At 42.1% G+C, this 21,697-nt stretch carries 19 protein-coding genes; 4 read left to right on the forward strand and 15 right to left on the reverse strand.

The window, feature by feature from the left end; genetic code table 11:
- Window positions 1-133: 133 nt before the first annotated feature.
- From ACTF6W_RS05985 to ACTF6W_RS06025, 9 genes are all read right to left on the reverse strand, one after another.
- Window positions 134-637 carry a hypothetical protein gene (locus ACTF6W_RS05985; RefSeq protein WP_438993637.1) on the reverse strand — a complete coding sequence of 168 codons (504 nt, stop codon included), beginning with the start codon at window positions 635-637 and terminating at the stop codon, window positions 134-136.
- Window positions 638-681: 44 nt separating this feature from the next.
- A complete protein-coding gene (locus ACTF6W_RS05990) occupies window positions 682-1,371 on the reverse strand; it encodes a fumarylacetoacetate hydrolase family protein (RefSeq protein WP_438993638.1) in 690 nt (229 codons plus the stop codon).
- A gap of 11 nt (window positions 1,372-1,382) precedes the next feature.
- A complete protein-coding gene (locus ACTF6W_RS05995) occupies window positions 1,383-1,814 on the reverse strand; it encodes a type II toxin-antitoxin system RatA family toxin (protein WP_438993639.1) in 432 nt (143 codons plus the stop codon).
- Window positions 1,815-1,816: 2 nt separating this feature from the next.
- A complete protein-coding gene (gene lipA / locus ACTF6W_RS06000) occupies window positions 1,817-2,809 on the reverse strand; it encodes a lipoyl synthase (protein ID WP_438993640.1) in 993 nt (330 codons plus the stop codon).
- Window positions 2,810-2,832: 23 nt separating this feature from the next.
- On the reverse strand, window positions 2,833-4,251 hold the full coding sequence (gene lpdA, locus ACTF6W_RS06005; protein ID WP_438993641.1) for a dihydrolipoyl dehydrogenase: 1,419 nt from the start codon (window positions 4,249-4,251) through the stop codon (window positions 2,833-2,835).
- A gap of 12 nt (window positions 4,252-4,263) precedes the next feature.
- Window positions 4,264-5,529 (reverse strand): pyruvate dehydrogenase complex dihydrolipoamide acetyltransferase, encoded by a 1,266-nt coding sequence (locus ACTF6W_RS06010; protein WP_438993642.1) that lies wholly within the window; start codon window positions 5,527-5,529, stop codon window positions 4,264-4,266.
- Window positions 5,530-5,531: 2 nt separating this feature from the next.
- A complete protein-coding gene (locus ACTF6W_RS06015) occupies window positions 5,532-6,920 on the reverse strand; it encodes a pyruvate dehydrogenase complex E1 component subunit beta (RefSeq protein ID WP_438993643.1) in 1,389 nt (462 codons plus the stop codon).
- A gap of 24 nt (window positions 6,921-6,944) precedes the next feature.
- Window positions 6,945-7,994, reverse strand: a complete 1,050-nt coding sequence (pdhA, locus tag ACTF6W_RS06020; RefSeq protein ID WP_438993644.1) for a pyruvate dehydrogenase (acetyl-transferring) E1 component subunit alpha — start codon at window positions 7,992-7,994, stop codon at window positions 6,945-6,947.
- Between the two features lie 309 nt (window positions 7,995-8,303).
- Window positions 8,304-8,606: an FtsB family cell division protein gene (locus ACTF6W_RS06025; RefSeq protein ID WP_438993645.1), complete on the reverse strand. Its 303-nt coding sequence runs from the start codon at window positions 8,604-8,606 to the stop codon at window positions 8,304-8,306.
- A gap of 338 nt (window positions 8,607-8,944) precedes the next feature.
- On the opposite strand from ACTF6W_RS06025, the gene ACTF6W_RS06030 reads away from it, so the two are divergent.
- Window positions 8,945-9,613: a DUF2971 domain-containing protein gene (locus ACTF6W_RS06030; RefSeq protein WP_438993646.1), complete on the forward strand. Its 669-nt coding sequence runs from the start codon at window positions 8,945-8,947 to the stop codon at window positions 9,611-9,613.
- Window positions 9,614-9,674: 61 nt separating this feature from the next.
- On the opposite strand, the gene eno is transcribed toward ACTF6W_RS06030, so the two are convergent.
- The 4 genes from eno to tpiA all read right to left on the reverse strand — a co-directional run bounded on the left by eno (window position 9,675) and on the right by tpiA (window position 13,881).
- Window positions 9,675-10,946, reverse strand: a complete 1,272-nt coding sequence (gene eno / locus ACTF6W_RS06035; protein WP_438993647.1) for a phosphopyruvate hydratase — start codon at window positions 10,944-10,946, stop codon at window positions 9,675-9,677.
- Window positions 10,947-10,966: 20 nt separating this feature from the next.
- The gene (locus ACTF6W_RS06040; RefSeq protein WP_438993648.1) at window positions 10,967-12,598 is read right to left on the reverse strand and encodes a CTP synthase; all 1,632 of its coding nucleotides are present in this window, start codon (window positions 12,596-12,598) and stop codon (window positions 10,967-10,969) included.
- A gap of 81 nt (window positions 12,599-12,679) precedes the next feature.
- Complete coding sequence (gene secG / locus ACTF6W_RS06045) at window positions 12,680-13,015, reverse strand: preprotein translocase subunit SecG (RefSeq protein WP_438993649.1); 336 nt, start codon at window positions 13,013-13,015, stop codon at window positions 12,680-12,682.
- A gap of 107 nt (window positions 13,016-13,122) precedes the next feature.
- Window positions 13,123-13,881, reverse strand: coding sequence for a triose-phosphate isomerase (gene tpiA, locus ACTF6W_RS06050; protein WP_438993650.1), 759 nt, complete (start codon window positions 13,879-13,881; stop codon window positions 13,123-13,125).
- A gap of 224 nt (window positions 13,882-14,105) precedes the next feature.
- Here tpiA and ACTF6W_RS06055 point away from each other — a divergent pair, with 224 nt between their 5' ends.
- Both ACTF6W_RS06055 and trpE read left to right on the forward strand, forming a co-directional pair.
- The gene (locus ACTF6W_RS06055; RefSeq protein WP_438993651.1) at window positions 14,106-16,037 is read left to right on the forward strand and encodes a SurA N-terminal domain-containing protein; all 1,932 of its coding nucleotides are present in this window, start codon (window positions 14,106-14,108) and stop codon (window positions 16,035-16,037) included.
- Window positions 16,038-16,056: 19 nt separating this feature from the next.
- Window positions 16,057-17,574, forward strand: coding sequence for an anthranilate synthase component I (trpE, locus tag ACTF6W_RS06060; RefSeq protein ID WP_438993652.1), 1,518 nt, complete (start codon window positions 16,057-16,059; stop codon window positions 17,572-17,574).
- A 14-nt stretch (window positions 17,575-17,588) separates the two neighbouring features.
- Here trpE and ACTF6W_RS06065 read toward each other — a convergent pair whose 3' ends face one another.
- The gene (locus tag ACTF6W_RS06065) at window positions 17,589-18,458 is read right to left on the reverse strand and encodes a DUF6454 family protein (protein WP_438993653.1); all 870 of its coding nucleotides are present in this window, start codon (window positions 18,456-18,458) and stop codon (window positions 17,589-17,591) included.
- Window positions 18,459-18,547: 89 nt separating this feature from the next.
- Window positions 18,548-19,567, reverse strand: a complete 1,020-nt coding sequence (locus ACTF6W_RS06070) for a divergent polysaccharide deacetylase family protein (RefSeq protein WP_438993654.1) — start codon at window positions 19,565-19,567, stop codon at window positions 18,548-18,550.
- Window positions 19,568-19,715: 148 nt separating this feature from the next.
- Between ACTF6W_RS06070 and parE the strand changes: the two genes are divergently transcribed.
- Window positions 19,716-21,695 (forward strand): DNA topoisomerase IV subunit B, encoded by a 1,980-nt coding sequence (parE, locus tag ACTF6W_RS06075; RefSeq protein WP_438993655.1) that lies wholly within the window; start codon window positions 19,716-19,718, stop codon window positions 21,693-21,695.
- Window positions 21,696-21,697 lie beyond the last annotated feature (2 nt).

The raw sequence follows: 21,697 nt of genomic DNA on the forward strand, positions 1-21,697 counted from the left end.
TTTACGATTAGCACGGCGAATATCTTTAACCATCTTGGTGGCTTTTGAATTAGTAGGTTTAGTTCTCATCTTCATTCCTTCACAAAATTACGATGAGATCAAAACCTCTCTTATGCAAATACTTTAAATGGTCTCATAAGCCTTGACGGGGTACAGACCGAATATCATTTAGAATATTCTGGTCTTCACTTGTAATCCCGATATACATATAAAAATCCCAGCCAATATGGACATAAAATTTATTTTTCCATTCTAAACTCGCCCATCCGTATCCTCTAAAAATCATTTTAAGAACAATACGTAAATTTTCTGGAAGTATTTTCGCATCTTCAGAGAAATCAATTAATTCAAACTCAGGGTCATATAAGGGTTCACCTTGCGAACGAACTTCATTTTTAATCGCTTCATGAAATTTCACGCGCGTTAGCCGTAAATATGGAAGTTTGCTCAGATCGAATAATTTAATAGCCGCATCAATATATTTTTCTTCAACTAAAAGACATTCTTTTAAAGTTAGAGTTTTACCATCAAACTTTTTGCCAGCATCAGAATAACATGTCCAAGAACTTGGACCTACATAGCGACCAGTTTCATCTCTTTGGGATTGGTCATATTTCGTTATCATATATTCAAACATATATTTTACCTTACGATGAATATATATTTTCCCAACACTTTAAACTACACAATCTTAGTCGTAAGCGTATCAATTCCGTCAATTCCAGCTTCCATCACATCGCCCTTAACCACAGGGCCAATTCCAGATGGCGTACCGGAATAAATCAGATCGCCAGGTTTTAAGACATAAAGTTCAGAAAGTTGTGAAACGACCTTTTTGACGCTGGCGATTAATTGATTAATATTGCCGTCTTGTTTTACATCACCATTAACACTAAGCCAGATACGGCCTTCTTTTGGGTGACCAATATCTGCCGCAGGATGAATAGCAGAAATAGGAGCAGACATGTCAAACCCTTTTGAAGGGTCCCAAGGCATACCTTTTGCTTTAAGGACAAGCTGCATATCTCTTCTTGTTAAATCATTACCTACCGCATAGCCAAAAATATGGTCTTCGGCTTGATCTTCTGAAATATTGTATGCCTCTTTGCCAATGGCAACGACAAGCTCAATTTCATAATGGAAATTATTGGTGTGCTGCGGGTATGGCACATCAACACCATCGGCAACAACAGCATCACCAGGCTTCATAAAATAAACTGGATCAACTTTGCTTGGATCCTCACCAAACTCAAGTACGTGATCCACATAATTAAGACCAACACAATAAATACGGTTCACTGGGAATTTTTCATCACGGCCGGCAATATCAACAAGCGGCGTCGGTTGTGCGGGAAATACTGTGTTTGTCATTTTAATATCCTTTATTTTCCATAAAGCTCGATGGCTCTGGTTTCGAAAGATTCGACCATACGGTGAACCGCTTCAGTAAACAAGCCACCAATCATTTTTTGGAATATTTTATTTCTAAATTCAAAATCCACTTCAAAATGAAGCGCGGAACCGCCCTCTTCTAAATCTTTGATTTCCCAAAGATTATGAAGATATTCAAGTGGTCCTTTTATGTAATCAATTTCTATTTTTCCATCTGACAATTTTACATGGCTCGTAAATCTTTCGCGAAAGACTTTAAAACCAATAATAAGGTCAGCATAAAAATCATCTTGCTTCACGTTATATAGTCGCGAACCAATGCACCACGGTAAAAATTCAGGATATTTTCCAACATCCGCCACCAGATCAAACATCTGCTTGGCGTCATATGGGAATATTCTATCTTCTACGAACTTTGGCATGATCAATCATAAAGCGGATTATGCTTTTTCATCTCATCAATATCAATAGGAGCATCATTATGGGCAAGCGCCCCTTTCTTTTTAAGAAGCTCTTTACGTGCCGCCTGTAATACTTCGAAATCTTCACTGGCGTGATGACTTGAACGTGTTAAAGGCGATGATGAAACATGCAAAAACCCTTTGATTTTAGCAACTTTCTTAAACTTTAGAAACTGATCCGGAGTAATAAACTCAATTACATCAGCATGCTTTTTTGTTGGCTGTAAATATTGACCAATCGTCATAAAATCAATATCAGCAGAACGCATATCATCCATCACTTGCATGACCTCTACTTCATCTTCACCAAGACCAACCATAATACCGGATTTTGTAAAAATTTCCGGATCCATTTCTTTAACGCGTGCAAGCAGATTTAATGAATGGAAGTATCTAGCTCCCGGACGAATACGAGTATAAAGACGCGGAACGGTTTCAAGGTTATGATTAAAAACATCCGGTTTCGCTTTTACAACAGTTTCAAGCGCACCAGGTTTATTTCTAAAATCAGGTGTTAGAATTTCAATGGTTGTTTCGGGCGATGCTTCACGAATGGCTTCGATCACTTTAACGAATTGATGGGCACCACCATCCTTAAGATCATCGCGGTCAACAGATGTTATCACAATATGCTTCATCTGGGTTGTAACAACCATTTCAGCAACATGCGCTGGTTCATCTGGATCTACCGGATTGCCCTTACCCGTTTTGATATTACAAAAACGACATGCTCTCGTGCATGTATCCCCAAGGATCATGACCGTCGTATGCTTTTTCGTCCAGCATTCACCGATATTCGGGCATGCGGCCTCTTCACATACTGTATTAAGCTTTAAACCACGCATTAATTTACGTGTTTCTTGATATCCTTTAGACACGGGTGCTTTCACCCGTATCCATTCAGGCTTTCTGACGTGACCGCTTTCGGTCACTTCTGCTTTTACTGCTTTATCCATGCGTTCCTCGCGTAAGGGTTTCCTTACATATGGAGTGTCTTACCAAAGGCGTCAAGTACTGCCTCATGCATCATTTCCGACATTGTTGGATGTGGGAACACTGTATGCATAAGTTCTACTTCTGTTGTCTCTAGTGTACGAGCAACAGTATAGCCTTGGATCATCTCGGTTACTTCTGCACCGACCATGTGTGCGCCAAGCATTTCTCCTGTTTTTGCATCAAAAACAGTTTTCATCATGCCTTCTGCTTCACCCATGGCAATGGCTTTACCATTCCCAATGAATGGGAAACGTCCAACCTTTACCTTATGACCTGCTGCAATTGCCGCTTTTTCAGTCATGCCAACACTTGCCACTTGTGGGCGGCAATATGTACATCCTGGAATATTACCTTTATCCATTGGATGCACGTCGGTGATTTCTTTATGGCCTTTATCTTTGGCAATCTTTTCAACCAAAACAACACCTTCATGGCTGGCCTTATGCGCAAGCCATGGTGGCCCCGTTAAATCGCCGATTGCGTGAACACCATTAACACCAGTATGACCCCATTCATCGGTCACAACATGACCACGGTCAACCTTGATTTTATTTTCTTCAAGACCGATATTTTCTGCGTTTCCGTCAATACCAATGGCAATAATTACATTATCAACTTCGATCTGCTGTGATTTACCGCCTTTGCTTTCAACTGTACAAACTACTGTTTTGGCTTTTTTATCAAGCTTCGTCACTGACGCTTCCGTCATGATATTAATGCCTTGGGATTTAAATGATTTTTGCGAGAAAGCAGAAATTTCTTCGTCTTCCACCGGCATAACACGGTCCATCATTTCCACAACAGTTACATCTGAACCAAGTTCATTATAAAAACTGGCAAATTCAATACCAATAGCGCCTGAACCAATCACCAAGAGCTTACCAGGTACTTCTTTAGGTGTTAACGCATGACGATATGTCCAAACACGCTCGCCATCCGCCTTAAGGTGCGGCAGTTCTTTTGCGCGCGCGCCAGTCGCCAGAATAATATCCGTACCATGTACCTCAGTTTTTTTACCGTCTTTTTCGACTGATAAAACACCAGGCTTCACAAGTTTACCATTTCCTTCGATCACAGTAATTTTGTTCTTTTTCATCAAATGCTTGATGCCTGCGCTTAATTGGCCCGCGATACCACGGCTTCTTGACACTACTTTGTCAATATCAAATCCAAGCTGTCCGGCAACAAGACCATAATCTGCGGCATGTTTCATATTATGAAATACTTCGGCTGAACGTAATAATGCCTTCGTCGGGATACAACCCCAGTTTAGACAAATACCACCTAATTCAGCGCGTTCAATTACGGCCGTTTCATAACCAAGCTGCGCCGCACGAATTGCAGCAACATATCCACCCGGGCCAGAGCCAAGCACGACCATATCAAATTTTTGTGCAGTCATATTCTTAACTCCTTACAGTAACATTGCGGATGGTTGTTCAAGGAACATTTTCACCGCTGCGATATATTCTGCGCCAACGGCACCATCAATGGCACGGTGATCACATGAAAGTGTCACAGTCATCACAGTCGCAACTGTTAATTCACCATTTTTAACAACTGGACGCTGTTCACCAGCGCCGACTGCCAAAATTGCCGCTTGTGGCGGGTTAATTACCGCGTCAAAATTCTTCACGCCCATCATACCCATGTTTGAAATTGAGAATGTCCCACCTGCATATTCCTCAGGGGCGAGTTTCCCTTCCTGTGCACGTCTTGCAAGATCTTTGGTTTCATCAGAAATCTGACGAAGACCTTTCATATCCGCACCGCGAACAACAGGCGTAATCAAACCACCTTCAATTGCAACTGCAACCGAAATATCGGCGCGTTTGAATTGACGCATGGTATCACCCATGTATTGAACATTAGCCGCAGGAACTTTCATAAGCGCCGCTGCACAAGCTTTAATGATGAAATCATTGACGGAAATCTTATATTCGTCAGACATAGCATTAAGCTGCTTACGCGCCGTCATTAAATTATCAAGCTCAATATCCACAGTCACATAGAAATGTGGAACTGTTTGTTTGCTTTCCGTTAAGCGCTTCGCAATTGTTTTACGCATATTGCTAAGTTTGATTTCTTCGAATGGTGTATCACCGTCCATTGATACTGCCCCCATCGCCGCAGAAGTAGCCGCAGCAGGTGTATAACTTTCAACATCGCGTTTTATAACACGTCCACGTGGACCTGTGCCTGGAATTTGCGAAATATCATAACCACTTTGTTCCGCAATTCGGCGCGCAAGCGGTGACGCAAAAACGCGCTCCCCGCTTGCAACTGGAGCAGCAGGAGCCGCCGCAGGGGCTGGTGCTGGTGTTGGAGCAGGCGCAGCAGCAGCAGGAGCTGGCGATGCTTCAGGTGTCGGTGCAGCCGCAGGTGCAGCTGGTGCCGGAGCGGCAGCAGCAACACTATCCATAGCAGAGGCATCTTCACCATCTTCAAGTAATACGGCGATCAATTCACCAACGGCGACATTTTCGGCGCCTTCGGCTATAACGATCTTGCCAACAATACCATCATCAATGCTTTCGAATTCCATAGTGGCTTTGTCAGTTTCAATTTCAGCAAGTATTGTACCGCTTTCAACTTCGTCGCCTTCTTTTACAAGCCATTTGGCCAGAGTACCAGTTTCCATAGTTGGGGAAAGCGCAGGCATAGTAAGTGCAATAGCCATGTTTATTCTCCTTGCTTATAACAAACTTGTTTCGCAGCAGCGACAATTAGATCGTCACTTACCACAGCAAGTTTTTCAAGGTTAGCAGCGTAAGGCATTGGAACATCTTCGTTTGTCACACGCATTACCGGTGCATCAAGATAATCAAATGCATCTTCCATTAGGCGTGCTGAAATTTCTGAGCTGACGGAACATGTTGCCCAGCCCTCTTCAACACAAACAACACGGTTTGTTTTCTTCACAGATTCAATAATTGTATCCATGTCTAGTGGACGAATAGTTCTTAGATCAATCACTTCCGCATCAACACCTTCTGCAGCAAGTTTTTCAGCCGCATCAAGAGCAAATTTTACACCGATTGAATAAGACACAAGCGTGACGTCCGCACCTTCACGAACAACTTTCGCTTTACCAATTGGAACCGTGTAATCCTCAATATCTGGTACATCGAAGCTATAACCATATGTGATTTCATTCTCAAGGAAGATCACAGGGTTCGGGTTTTTAATCGCCGCTTTTAATAATCCTTTACAATCAGCAGCACTATAAGGAGCGACAACAATTAATCCCGGAACATGAGCATACCATGATGCATAGTTTTGTGAATGCTGCGCACCCACACGACTTGCGGCACCATTTGGGCCACGAAATACCATTGGACAGCGAATTTGACCGCCTGACATGTAATTTGTTTTTGCGGCACTATTAATGATTTGGTCAATTGCCTGCATGGCAAAGTTAAATGTCATAAATTCAACAACTGGCTTAAGACCCGCCATCGCAGCACCAACAGCAAGTCCGGCAAAACCGTGCTCGGTAATTGGGGTATCAATTACGCGTTCTTCACCAAATTCTTGAAGTAAGTTTTGCGTAACTTTATAGGCGCCTTGGTATTCTGCAACCTCTTCACCCATTACAAAAACATCTTTATCGAGACGCATTTCTTCTGCCATCGCATCACGAAGCGCTTCACGAACCGTCATATTGGTAAATGTTGTCCCTTCTGGTAGATCACTTTCCACAGGAATCGCTGCCACTGGGGCGGACAATTCCGGCACTGGCGCCGCTTCTGTGGTTTCAATAACAGGTGGCTCACTCGCGGGCGCAGCAACAGTCGCTGTTATACCGTCTAAAACGCTCGCATCTTCGCCGTCCTCTAATATAACGGCGATTAATGTTCCAACGGCAATACCTTCTGAACCTTCAGCAACAAGGATTTTTCCAAGTACACCTTCTTCATCAGTTTCAAGCTCCATGGTCGCTTTATCGGTTTCGATTTCAGCTAGAACATCACCCGGGGCAACTTTATCGCCTTCGTTGAAGTTCCATTTTGCAACATTTCCTTCAGTCATCGTCGGCGACATTGCAGGAAGTAAAATTTCTACAGACATATTGATATCTCCTTTATTCGTATCTTATTCGGCGACCAAAACGTCGGTATATAATTCAGATGGATCCGGTTCAGCACTTATCTGCGCAAAGTCAGCAGCTTCTGATACAACGGCTTTAATTTCCTTATCAATGGCTTTTAGCTCATCTTCAGACATTATATTGCCTTCAAGGATGCGGTTTTTAACCTGATCAATTGGATCAAATTCTGCACGCATTTTCGATACTTCTTCTTTAGAGCGATATTTCGCAGGGTCAGACATAGAATGTCCGCGGTAACGGTAAGTCTTCATTTCAAGAAGAACAGGCCCCTCACCCTTACGGCATTTGGCAACCGCACGCGCGGCGGCTTCACGAACCGCAAGCACATCCATACCATCAATCATTTCGCCTTCAATTTTAAAGCTTTCACCACGGCGGAATAGCTCTACTTCTGATGATGAACGTGCAATAGATGTACCCATCGCATATTGGTTATTCTCAATCACAAAGATAACCGGAAGATTCCAAAGGCGCGCCATGTTAAAACTTTCATAGACTTGGCCTTGGTTTACGGCACCGTCACCGAAATATGTCACAGATACATTATCATTTTTACGGTATTTATGAGCAAACGCGAGACCAGCACCAATGGGAACCTGTGCACCAACGATACCATGACCACCAAAGAAACCATGTTCAACACTAAACATATGCATTGAACCGCCTTTACCTTTTGAAATGCCGGTTTCACGACCGGTTAATTCCGCCAGAATAACTTTTGGATCAATCCCACACGCTAACATGTGTGCGTGATCGCGGTAACTTGTCAAAATACTATCGCCGTCTTTTAATTCGGCTTGAATACCTGTAACAACGGCTTCCTGACCAATATAAAGGTGACAGAAACCACCAATTAAGCCCATGCCATACATTTGACCTGCTTTTTCTTCAAAGCGGCGCATCATAAGCATGTCTTTATAGTATTTGATTAGATCTGCATCAGAAGCTGCAGGTACATTCGACTTTACAGCTTTGCGGCGTGCGGCGGGTTTCCCGCTTTTAGTTGTCTTGCGGGTCGTGGGTTTTTTAGCCATATTCCTCACTCTTATTGTTGATATTAGTCCATAGTCTAAAAAACCGGCACTTCACCTTTGCCGGATTTCAAACTATTTAAGGATATAGATTTCTCCTTAAAACATAGTACTATAATCACTAAAAGTTATTGAAATACAACATTTTTTTTAAATTAACTAAAATTAGGTTAATCACACTTTTTTGTTGACTCTCAAGCAAAAACTTACCCTTGCCATAACAACATGAAAACAAACGATTTTTAAATCATAGAAAAGAAAAAGGGCCTTTTAAGCTTTAAAAGACCCTTAGTTCACTAGATTATATTATTATTATTTATTTGAAATTATGATTTCATCGGGATGGGCATAGCCCAATTCCCTTCTCGCCAGTTCATCAAGATAATCAGGATCAACATGATCACTTGAAAGAAGATCTACATGAAGTTCCAGATCCTCCCTCACCGCTTTTATTATTTGTCGTTCTGCTTCAAGGGCGGCGATTTCCTGTTCCAGCAGTTTTTGTGACGTGACACTATTAAATCCATGCGCAGCAAAATAAGCAGACACCAGCAGCGCAAATAACGGCAGTGACATGCTTTTCAGTCGCACAAATATGGTTTTAGCGTTCTTCATGGCAAGCAGTGAATCACAGCCGATTCGGCGGGTCAATAAAAAAATGCAAAAAAGAATCGTTTAGAGTCAATGAATTATAAAAAACACAAGATATAGTATGCCGATTCGTTTTACCCCATATAAAAATGGGATTTTTTCCCATTGCTAGATTCATGGAAATAAGAAAATTCACATAAAACGATGCAAAAACAAATCACTTTAGATATAAGATCCTTTGATTTACAATTGCTCAATTAATTTTTAAAAGGATGTAGCATTCTCAAAAAGACATAAATACGATTTACAGATATCTAAGTTTTGCGGATGTGTGTCGTTTGTTTTCAAATCATTGTATACCGATGAGTGCACCCTTTTCACAAAATGACCCATTTGAATTTTCAATTATTTTGGATGGTGATGATTCTTTATATGAAGGTGTAATTAAACTGAGTGAAGAAAGTAAATATGGAATTACATGTTATTCTGAGACAGCTACAAATTTACTTTTATGGGCTCATTATGCTGATAAACACAAAGGTGTAGTCCTTGGTTTTGACGCAAATCATTCTTTCTTCGAGAATCTTAAAAGGGTTAAATATGTCGATCGTATGGAACAGCACGGCTCTTCCAATTTTGATATTATTCTTCAAAAAAGCGATAATTGGATTTATGAAAAAGAATGGAGGCAAGTTTGGGAAGCACCTAACGATTATTATGATGATCTAGTAAAACTTCCTGGAGATAATAGAGAGCATCTGAGTTTAAAGAAAATTCCAATGGAAACTATTACAGAACTAATTTATGGAATTCGTTATTGGGACAATGAGTTTTTACCGGAAGATGTCTATAAATTGAAATCAAGCTGCAACTCAAATTTTGCAAATTTTCTCGTAGAAGAAAAAGTTTCCAACGAAAACACAATACCTGTAATATTTTCACGCTTCTTAATGGCTTCTTTTCCTCAAATAAAAGTGCTAGGTGCACATAGACACCCTAGTAAATATGAAATAGAGATTTTTCCTTGTTAATAATCAAAAAAAGCCTCTGAACTTTCGTTCAGAAGCTTTAATAAATAATTATATTTACAAATTAACGAAGGATACTTTTACCTGCGTAATGGGCCGCTGAACCGAGCATTTCTTCGATGCGGATTAGTTGGTTGTATTTTGCTAATCTGTCTGAGCGCGCGAGTGATCCTGTTTTGATCTGTCCGCAATTTAATGCCACCGCAAGATCCGCGATGGTTGCGTCTTCTGTTTCGCCGCTTCTGTGTGACATCACCGATGTATATTGCGCGCGGTGCGCCATGTTAACGGCATTAAATGTCTCGGATAATGTTCCGATTTGATTTACTTTCACCAAGATTGAGTTGGCAACGCCCTGATCAATACCATCAGAGAGGCGTTTTGGGTTCGTTACAAAAAGATCATCACCAACAAGCTGTACTTTATCGCCAATGGCGTCTGTTAATGCTTTCCAGCCTTCCCAGTCATCTTCGTCAAGGCCGTCTTCTATGGAAAGGATTGGGTATTTGTTACATAGATCAACGTAATAATCGACCATGCCACCCGCGTCTAAGGTTTTGCCCTCACCCGCTAAAACATAATTTCCGTCTTTATAAAATTCTGATGAGGCGCTATCAAGCGCAAGCATGATATCTTCGCCAGGATTATAGCCCGCATTCTCAATGGATTTCATAATGAAATCTAGTGCATCTGTTGTACCGTTTAAATTTGGTGCAAATCCGCCCTCGTCGCCAACGCCCGTGTTATGGCCCGCGTCAGACAGGTTTTTCTTTAAGGTATGGAAAATTTCCGCTCCCATTTGAATGCTTTCACGAACATTACCCGCGGAAACCGGCATAATCATAAATTCCTGAATATCAATCGGGTTATCGGCATGCTCACCACCATTAATGATGTTCATCATTGGCACCGGAAGCACATGGGCGTGTGGCCCACCAAGATAAGCATATAATGGCATTGCGGCTTCGTCAGCGGCGGCCTTTGCTGTTGCTAGACTAACGCCCAAGATCGCATTGGCACCAAGACGGGATTTATTTTCTGTTCCATCCAAATCGCGCATGGCATTATCAAGGATAATTTGCTCTTCAGCGTCTAAGCCCGTTAGCGCATCATAAAGTTCCGTATTTACGGCTTCAACGGCTTGTTCAACCCCTTTACCCATATAACGCTTGCCACCATCGCGAAGCTCAACGGCTTCGTGTGCGCCAGTTGATGCGCCACTTGGCACCGCAGCGCGACCAAAGGCGCCCGTTTCCAATGTAACGTCAACTTCAACGGTTGGATTGCCGCGGCTATCAATAATTTCGCGGCCTTTGATATCAATAATTGCTGTCATGATAATTCTCTAGTTATTAATTATACTAATCTTGATTGATTAAGGGCTGCTTCAATGAATGAAGCAAATAATGGGTGTGGATCAAACGGTTTTGATTTAAGTTCCGGATGGAACTGAACACCGATAAACCACGGATGATCTTTAATTTCTACAATTTCTGGCAACGTTTCATCTGGTGAAAGTCCTGAGAAAGTTAACCCCGCCTCTTCGAGAATTTCACGGTAATTTATGTTTACCTCGTAACGATGACGATGACGTTCACTAATTGTGTTACTGCCGTAAATTTCTGCGACATGGCTTCCTTCAACGAGTGTAGCATCATATGCACCGAGGCGCATTGTGCCGCCTTTGTCGTCTTCTTCGCTGCGTTGATGAATAACACCATCAAGTTCCCATTCGGTCATAAGGCCAACAATCGGCGCTTCGCACTCACCAAATTCGGTGGAATTTGCCCCTTGGATATTGGCAAGATTTCTTGCGGCTTCGATGCAAGCCATCTGCATTCCGAAACATATTCCAAAATAAGGAATTTTACGCTCACGGGCGAATTTCGCAGCCGCAATTTTCCCTTCTGCGCCCCGCTCGCCAAAGCCACCAGGCACAAGAATGCCGTCCACTTTTTCTAGTTTACTTAAGGCGGCGTCATCTTCAAATTCTTTTGCATCAATCCATTCAAGATTTACTTTAACATTATTAGCAAACCCACCATGAATTAAAGCTTCTGATAATGACTTATAGGCATCACGAAGCTGAACATATTTTCCTACAATGGCAATGTTAACTTCACCTTCCGGTTCATTAACATGATCAGAAACATCAAGCCAACGCGTAAGATCAGGTTCCTGGTCCTTCGGATCAATATTAAAGGCTTTAAGCACTTCAACATCCAAACCTTCAGCATGATAATTTAGTGGCACTTCATAAATGCTGTTCGCATCTAATGCCTGAATTACAGCACTTTCTGGAACATTACAGAAAAGACCGATTTTACGGCGCTCCTCATCGGGAATTTCATGTTCACAGCGACATACAAGCACATCTGGCTGAATACCAATACTGAGAAGTTCTTTAACGGAATGCTGTGTCGGTTTTGTTTTAAGTTCACCCGCGGCTTTAATATATGGCACAAGCGTCAAATGCACATATATACATTGACCGCGCATATCATTGCCAAGTTGACGCAGCGCTTCCAAGAAAGGTAAGCTTTCAATATCACCGATTGTACCACCCACTTCACAGAGAACGAAATCAGTTTCTTCATCAACGTCTGATGTTGCAAATTCTTTAATGGCGTTGGTTACATGCGGAATAACCTGCACTGTCGCACCAAGATAATCACCGCGGCGTTCTTTGGCGATAATATCTGAATATATGCGGCCAGTTGTGACATTATCTGATTGTCTTGCGGGTACACCTGTGAAGCGTTCATAATGACCAAGGTCAAGATCTGTTTCCGCCCCATCATCGGTAACAAAAACTTCGCCGTGCTGATAAGGCGACATTGTACCCGGATCAACATTTAGATAAGGATCAAGTTTTCTAAGTCTTACGGAATAACCGCGCGATTGCAAAAGCGCGCCAAGAGCTGCGGAGAGAAGTCCCTTCCCTAAAGAGGAAACCACACCACCAGTAATAAATATATAACGTGTCATTGGTTGCTAACAATCCAGAAATATGAACTTTTAATATTAGTCTTTTATAAAACAAACGGCACCAATGGCGCCGTTTGAAAATTAGTTTGAAACTGGAACTTGTGGTACCGCAGGCTCTTCCTTAACGGGAGCTTGTTGCTCAACCGCGGCGGGCGCCATTGGGGTTACACCATCAAGCACTGACGAGCTTCCGGAATCCTGTTTCGCAATCCATGCAAGGGTCAAACTTGTTACAAAAAAACAAGCAACCAAAATTGTTGTAAGGCGTGTTAAAAGATTTGCGGCTGCACGACCAGTCATCATGCTTCCCTGTCCACCACCGATACCAAGGCCGCCCCCTTCTGATTGCTGTAACAATACAGTAATAACAAGGGCAATCGCCAACATCAGATGTATAACAAGAACAACTTCTTGCATTTTCTTACTCTTCCAATTTAATTTTTAAACACAAGCTTTACATAACGTCACTTGATTCATTTACAAGAGGCTTTTACTCCAAACATTCAAGCTTGGCTAGTATTAATTTAGCCTATTTGATCATAAGCAGAAATAATTCCGTAAAAGTCATCCGCCTTAAGGCTTGCACCACCAACAAGTGCGCCATTGACATTTGCCACTGACATTAATTCATTCGCATTTGAGGCTTTAACTGAACCACCATATAAAATATTAATATTATCCCCGGCTGAACCAAAACGATCAATTAATACATCGCGTACGGCTGCATGCACTTCTTCCACATCAGCCGCTGTTGGTACTTTGCCCGTACCGATCGCCCAAACGGGTTCATATGCAATAATTGTATTATCTGCTGTTGCATCATCCGGAATAGATGCTTTGACCTGACTTGTAACAATATCAAGTGCTTTACCTGCTTCACGTTCATCTATCGTTTCACCAACACAAATAATCGCTATTGCGCCTTGTGCCTGTGCGGCTGCGGCTTTTTCTTTAACGGTTTCATTGCTTTCAGCGTGATCCGCACGTCTTTCAGAATGTCCTACGATAATATGATCACAACCCAACTCTTTGATCATTTCAGCGGAAATATCACCCGTATGAGCGCCAGAAACATTCATATGACAATCCTGCGCACCAATAGCAACATGTTTGGCACCTGTATCAACCAAAGTGCTGATTAATGTAAAAGGTGGACAGATAAGAACATCACATTTTGCACCCTTTTCATTTATTAAATCATTAAGACGATTAATTTCAGATGTCGCAGCCTTAAGGCCGTTCATTTTCCAGTTACCAGCAACAAGTGCTTTCGGAGCAGTCATATCGTGCGTTCCTTCATTAAATTGTTAATTAATGACTGACTAACAGATATTTATTGATAATTCTATACGGATTAGTAAAAAACAGCCCCGTTTCCTAAAAAATCGCTTCTTTTATGGTTGCGAATAATTGCGCCGCTCACTATTATGCCGCAAATATTATGAGAACTGCATATTTTCATAAAGATATATGCCCGTTCATAAATTTAAGAAACAGGTTTTATTGAATGTTAGACTTTTTCAGAAAAGGCATGGGATCCCTACTTGCGGGTATATTGCTTACTTTCCTTATTTTCAGCTTTGCTCTTTGGGGGATTGGTGATCCACTTAGCACCCTTACATCTAATAATGTTGTGGAAGTGGGTGACGATACAATCACTGTAAATGAATTTGCTCAAAGTTTTGAAATGGAATTTCGCCAAAGTCAGGCTCGTTTCGGTGAAACATTCACAAAGGAACTCGCGGTTCAATTTGGGTTTGGTAATCAGGTTATTTCGCAAATGGCTGACCGCAAAGCTTTTGATGTTGAAGCACGAAATCTTGGCCTTAGGGTAACGGATGATGAATTACGCGATTATATAATGTCAATTCCAACCTTCCAAGATGAAACAGGCGCTTTTAACCGCAGTTATTTCGAACAAATCGCAGCAGGTCAAGGTTATGGCGTTCAACAATTTGAAGAATTAATGCGCGCCGATCTTGTTCGTGGACAATTTGTCGAAGCCATAATGAATAATATTGAAACACCCGATATTTCAGCTGATACATTAACAAAATATACAACAGAAAAACGCGTTGCCGAAGTTCTCACCATCCCCGCTAGCAACATGACTGCTATCGGTGAAGCAACAGATGAAATTCTTACGGCCTTTTATGATGATAATAACCCGTTATATATGGCACCTGAATATCGCGATCTAAGTTATTTTGAAATTTCAGCAAACGATATTGCTGCAACAATTGAAATTGATGATACTGTTGCTCGCGAAATGTATGAAAGTCGCATTATGAGCTACACTCAGGAAGAAGAGCGCGGCTTCGTTCAAATGTTACTTGATGATATGGATGCGGCCGAAGCGGCCATTGCCGACCTTGAAGGCGGCAAAGCATTTGAGCAGGTTTTATCTGACCGAACAGGTGACAGTGCAGAAGACAGTAAGTTTGAGCCACAAACCCGAGACGAGTTTGTTTCGCTATACGGTGAAGATGCGGCAAATGAACTTTATAGCCTTGCTGCTAATGGTTACACGCAACCGATTGAAACTGGTTTTGGCGTTTATATCTTTAAACTTGGTGATGTTAATGCTGGTTCAATAAGTACTTTTGAAGAAGTCAAAGAAGGTTTGGTTAAAACCCTTCAAATGGAACAAGCAATTGATCGCTTGTTTGATATACGCAATACCATCGATGATGAGCTTGCTGCTGGTGCACCACTAGATGATATTGCAGCCGTAATTAATGTTCCCGTTAAAAAAGTTATGAATGTAAGTATCGAAGGCATCATGCCTGACGGTAATGCTTCAAATGATTTACCACTCATTATCGACTTTCTTGATGTTGCGTTTACGTTAAATATTGGTGATGAACTTGAATTACGCGAAGGAATTTCAAATAAGTTTTATATGGTTGATGTGGAAAACATTATGGACGCCACCCTTAAGCCTTATGATGAGGTAAAAGATCAGATTGCCGAAGACTGGGCTGCCAATCGTCGCATAGAACTCGCTACCGAACTTGCGGATAAAATCACTGAAGAATTTAGTGCTGAGGGTTCCGCAGCCCTTGCGCTATCCGAATATCAAGATATCCAAAGTAGTGATTTTTCGGTAAACGAAGTGACTGTTGATCGGGCCAATGCTGACAATAGTGTTGCCACAGACATTCACGGCAGCATTTTTAGCCAAGAAGTGGGCGGTATTCAAAAAATTGCGGCCGCTGATGGTGATGGTTTTGTTCTCATTCGCGTAAAAGAACGTATTCTTTCAGCAGAAGTAGATGAAGAAGCTATCACGGGCACCAAAGATCAAATTAAAACGGCTATGCAAAATGATATGATGGGTGCCTTTACCAATCATCTTTATGATGCACTTCCGGTGTCTATTAACACTAATAATATTCAGGCAACACTTGACCTTCTTGTTACGCCAACTGATCAATAACGGTAAATAAAGCACCCTTATGACCACTTCCCCGGATAAATCAGACTTTTTAATGTCCTATAATGCGGGGAAAGCCGCAGTTGTTTCAACAACGCTTGTTGCTGATCTTGAAACGTCGGTTAGTGCTTATCTAAAACTTGCAGAAAATGAAGAATACGCAAGCCTTCTTGAAAGTGTAGAGGGCGGTGCTATTCGCGGGCGTTACACATTCATTGGTTTAAAGCCCGATATTATCTGGCGTGCTGATGGCGAAAACGCAGAAATTAATCGCAAAATACTTTCCGGTGTTTATGAAAAAGATTTCAAACCCTGTAATGAACCTAGTCTTGACAGCTTAAGGTCACTTTTCGCAGAAAGTCTGATTGATTTACCAGAAGGTATGCCTCCATCCGCCGCAGGTCTTATTGGGTATATGGGGTATGATTGCGTTCGTCTGATGGAAAAACTACCCGAGGCGAAACCGGATGTTATAGGCACTCCTGATAGTATGTTTATGCGACCTACAATAATGGTTGTTTTTGATAGTGTCACAGATTTAATCACAATTGTAACACCCGTAAGACCTGATGAAAATGTGAGCGGCGATCTCGCTTATCTTAGGGCCGAAGAACGGTTAAACGATATTATCGCGAAACTATCCGCTCCATTAAAAATCAACCCTGCAACACCAAGTAATATTGAATTTCAGGAACCGGCGTCCAACACCAGTCATGCCGAATATGAAAAAATGGTCATGCGTGCCAAGGAATATATCACAGCAGGTGATATTTTTCAGGTGGTCTTAAGCCAACGGTTCAGTATGCCGTTTAATTTACCACCCTTTTCACTTTACCGTGCATTAAGGCGCACGAACCCCTCACCCTTTTTATATTATCTAAAATTTGGTGATTTTTCGATTGTCGGATCCAGTCCCGAAATTCTAGTGCGACTGCGTGACGACGAAGTTACTATTCGTCCTATCGCTGGAACTCGACCGCGCGGCAAAACCGCCGCAGAAGATGTTGAAAACGCAAAAGACTTACTCGCCGATCCAAAAGAAGTAGCAGAGCATCTTATGCTTCTTGACCTAGGCCGTAATGATGTAGGACGCGTCAGCAAAGTAGGCAGTGTATCCGTCACTGACCGGATGATTATAGAATATTATTCGCACGTTATGCATATCGTATCAAACGTAACAGGCGAAATCGCGCCAGATTATGATGCGCTTAAAACACTTGCAGCAGGTTTTCCCGCGGGCACTGTTTCAGGGGCACCAAAGGTTCGCGCCATGGAAATTATCGATGAACTTGAAAAAGAAAAACGCGGCATTTATGCTGGCGCTGTCGGTTATTTCTCTGCTGATGGCAGTATGGATACCGCTATCGTGCTTAGAACAGCGATTGTGAAAGATAAAACCATGTACGTCCAAGCCGGCGCCGGCGTCGTTGCCAATAGCAATTGGAAAAGCGAATATCAAGAATGCGAGCACAAAGCCCGCGCCCTTATTAGAGCCGCCGAAGAAGCCGTTCAATTCGCCGAACTCGGTGATGGACAGTAAATTTATTTACTTTATTAATTCACTAACTCTATATCAAATGTGTGCAGGTCCGCATGACCATTTCGTTCGGGCATAAAATATAGTTTTAATTTACCATTCAATACTTCTGCCCAGAAGGGGTTGTGGCTGAGGACTATTCCGTCAGAAAGATATTTTGTAATCGGTATTTGATGAAGTATTTTCACTTTATCAGCAGAAATATCTATCAATTCTAGACCACCAAGTGAAAACTCGCCTATTGGTGTTTGATATGTTTGAACCCCGCCGCAGAGCATCGCGCCCATCCCCGCGTAATGACAATCCTGATAGTCGATATAATGACTAGGGTTTTTATGCCAGCTTTCCGAAATTTTTCTACCATTTTCATCTAATTTCCACCTATAGAGGCGTCGTCCCCCCCAACTAGATCCATGGAAATAATCCGTCATAGGATTATAAACCATATTTCCAATGTGATCATCGACAGAAAAAAACAAATCTGCCGTCATTTTTTGCGGATCAATTTTATAAATATTGCTTTTACTATTCGGGCGATATTCGCCGACAGGAACCCAAATATTCTTCCCATCAAAATCAATGCCGCCAGGATGATAGGCATCGCCATGTGTTAGTTCGAGCTTTGATATTAAATTGCCCCGTTCACTGAATTTAAAAAGCCACCCTCGCCCTTTACCAGCCGTTCGGGTAATAGAAAAATCTTCGATTGCATCGGTTTCAGCATAAGTTTGGGTTTTCTCTAGAACCTCTACCGCCGATAGGAAGAAATGCTTATCAATTTTCACCATGCCTTGCGTATGAAATGTTTTGAAATCTAATTTAACTATTTCAACCGCATTAAGATTTGAATTTTTATGAAGTTGCAAAAATGCATTTGCGATCGACATTTCATTTTTTTGTGCCATCAGGACAGAATTTTGAATAAAGAATAGAAATCCTAGGATAAGGGTTATTATTTTAATTCTGTTATTAAACATCAATCAGCAGCAAGGATTGTTTTAGCGTATTTTTTACTTACTGTTTGTGAGATAGGCACGATAGTGATACCCTTTTCTTTTAATGTCGGTATCCACCGTTTTAAAGCAATCACCGTTTCAGGATAAGGGTGGCCAATTCCAACCGCATTGCCGTTTTTCTTCGCCTTTTGCTCAAGTTCCTTAAGCTGTCCTAAAATATAATCAACTTCATTGGTATTATCCAAAAAAACATCGCGATTAATCACCGGAATTTCATTTTGATCCGCAAGTGATTCAAGCACACTGTTTGATGTGGTTTTACTATCAAGAACCAACAATCCTTTTTGTTTAACCACATTGAGAAGTCTTCCTACCGCCTCTTCATCTTCGGTGAATTTACTGCCCATATGATTATTGATGCCAACATAATTTTCAAATTGAGTAAGATTATAATTAATACTGTCCATTTGCACGCTAGGCTCAGTTGAGGATAATAAAGCATGTGGCCCAGGGTCCGCTTTTCCTTTTGGCTCCATTGGAATATGAACTAGAACATCATGACCGTTATTATAGGCATCATTAACTTGACTGCTAATATCGCTTGCATAAGGTAAAAACGCGAGCGTTAATGGCACGTCCATATCAATCATCTCTTTTGTGGTGCGTTTGACAATCCCTAAATCGTCGATAACCAAAATAACCGTTACATTGCCTTGTGGCACTGTAACAATCGGCGCAGCGTATTTTTGCCATTTTTGAAGCGCCCTCTCATTTCGTTGTGGTAATTTTACGGGTGGTTCCTTCGGTCTGTTTCGTCGCGTTAATCGTTCAAGAAAGCTTGGCCCCTTATCCATATCTGGAACGCGGGCGGAGACACCAAACCCCTCTTCATAGTCATATGTACGTTGATTGCTTAACGCATCCCATTTTAAATAAATACCCATGGCACAAAACCCGATGAATAGAAAATAAAAGCTCATCATCGTATATTTTATGATCGGTTTGCGGCGTTCTGGCTTTAATGGAATGGGGTTGTTCATTTGTGCTTATTTTAATCCAAAAATTATATTTCCGAACCCATTTTAAAAAAAACAAAAATAATCAATATCTGGGTGTTGAGATTTTTTACCATACTCTATAGTGTAACAAAATACCTTAATTAATAATTTATGAGTTCACAAACATAGAATGACCGATTTATTTGAAACGGCGACAGTTACCGCCGACTATTCCGCCAAGGATATCGAAGTATTAGAAGGACTTGAACCCGTCCGTCTACGCCCGGGAATGTATGTGGGGGGCACCGATGAACGTGCCCTTCATCATTTGGTTGCCGAGGTGCTTGATAACAGCATGGACGAGGCCGTCGCCGGATTTGCCAGCCGTATTGAATTAATTTTAAATGGTGATGGGTCCGTCACCATAACAGATAACGGACGCGGTATTCCGACCGATCCCCATCCAAAGCACAAGAATAAATCCGCACTTGAGGTTATTTTCACCACGCTCCATTCCGGTGGTAAATTCAATAGCAAAGTCTATGAAACATCCGGCGGTCTTCATGGTGTGGGGATTTCGGTTGTGAACGCCCTTTCCGAATGGACCGATGTTGAAGTAGCGCGTGACAAGCAAGTCTGGACCCAAAGTTTTAAGCGCGGCAAAGCACAAGGTCCCATTCAAAATTTGGGCCCGACACCAAATCGTCGCGGCACTAAGGTCACATTTCTTCCTGATCATGAAATTTTTGGCGCAGGAAAAACCAAATTCAAACCGTCTATCCTTTATAAAATGGCAAAATCGAAAGCCTATCTTTTTAAAGGTATCGAAATTCGTTGGGCTTGTGATCCATCGCTTATTTCTGAAAAGGAAAAAGAAAGTGTTCCTGAAAAAGAAACGCTTCATTTCCCGGGCGGCCTCAATGATTATTTAACCGTGTTGATGGAAAAACGAAATTGCGTCACAGAAGAAAATTTCCACGGTAAAGTGCCCCTTGCCGATGAAGCGGGGCAGATCGAGTGGGCGATTACTTGGCCGGAATATGGCGAAGGCAGCATTTCTTCCTACGCCAATACCGTTCCAACACCCCAAGGCGGCACCCATGAAAGCGGTGTGCGTGCCGCGCTTCTTAAAGGGATCAAAGCCTACGGTGAACTTATCGGCAATAAAAAAGCATCCAGCCTTACGGGCGAAGATATTTTTAATGGCGCATGCGTACTCATATCGCTTTTCATTAAAAACCCACAATTTCAAGGGCAAACCAAAGATAAACTTACCAATCCAGATGCATTACGGTTAACGGAAAATGCTTTACGGGATCATTTTGATCATTGGTTATCAGGCTCCCCCGCAATGGCAAATGATTTGCTAGGTTGGGCGCTGGAACGCATGGAAGAACGCCTGCGACGCCGTGCGGAAAAAGAAGTGAAACGCGTCAGTGCCACATCGAAACGTAAATTACGCCTTCCTGGTAAGCTTGCGGACTGTTCAAACGCCGAAGCAGACGGCACAGAAATTTATATCGTTGAGGGTGACAGTGCGGGCGGTTCCGCAAAGCAAGCACGCGACCGAAAAACACAAGCCATCTTACCGATCCGTGGTAAAATCCTGAATGTGGCAAGCGCCACTCGCGATAAGATCCGCGCCAATCAGGAAATTTCCGATATTAATCAGGCTCTCGGATGCGGCAACGGTGATAAATATCAGGAAGATCAGCTTAGATATGAACGCGTTATCATCATGACTGATGCGGACGTGGACGGTGCCCATATAGCAACGCTTCTGATCACCATGTTTTATCAGGAAATGCCGGAACTGATCAAAGGCGGGCATTTGTTTCTTGCGCAACCGCCACTATACCGCATTGCCCAAGGGGGCACTGTGCGTTACGCCCGTGATGACGACCATAAAGACGAATTGATGAAATCGGATTTCACAGGACGCGGAAAAATCGAAGTCAGCCGCTTTAAAGGTCTTGGTGAAATGCCGGCCGCGCAATTAAAAGAAACAACAATGCTACGCGGCAAACGTACATTATTAAAAGTGGTCATCGAAGAAGGCACAAGATTAGAAACAGCTGAAAAAGTTGATCAATTAATGGGGAAAAAACCGGAACTCAGGTTCCAGTTTATTCAGGAAAACGCGGAAAAAGTAGCGGATCTTGATATTTAAGG

The sequence above is a fragment of the Pseudemcibacter sp. genome (assembly GCF_965661635.1).
Taxonomy (GTDB): Bacteria; Pseudomonadota; Alphaproteobacteria; order Sphingomonadales; family Emcibacteraceae; genus Pseudemcibacter.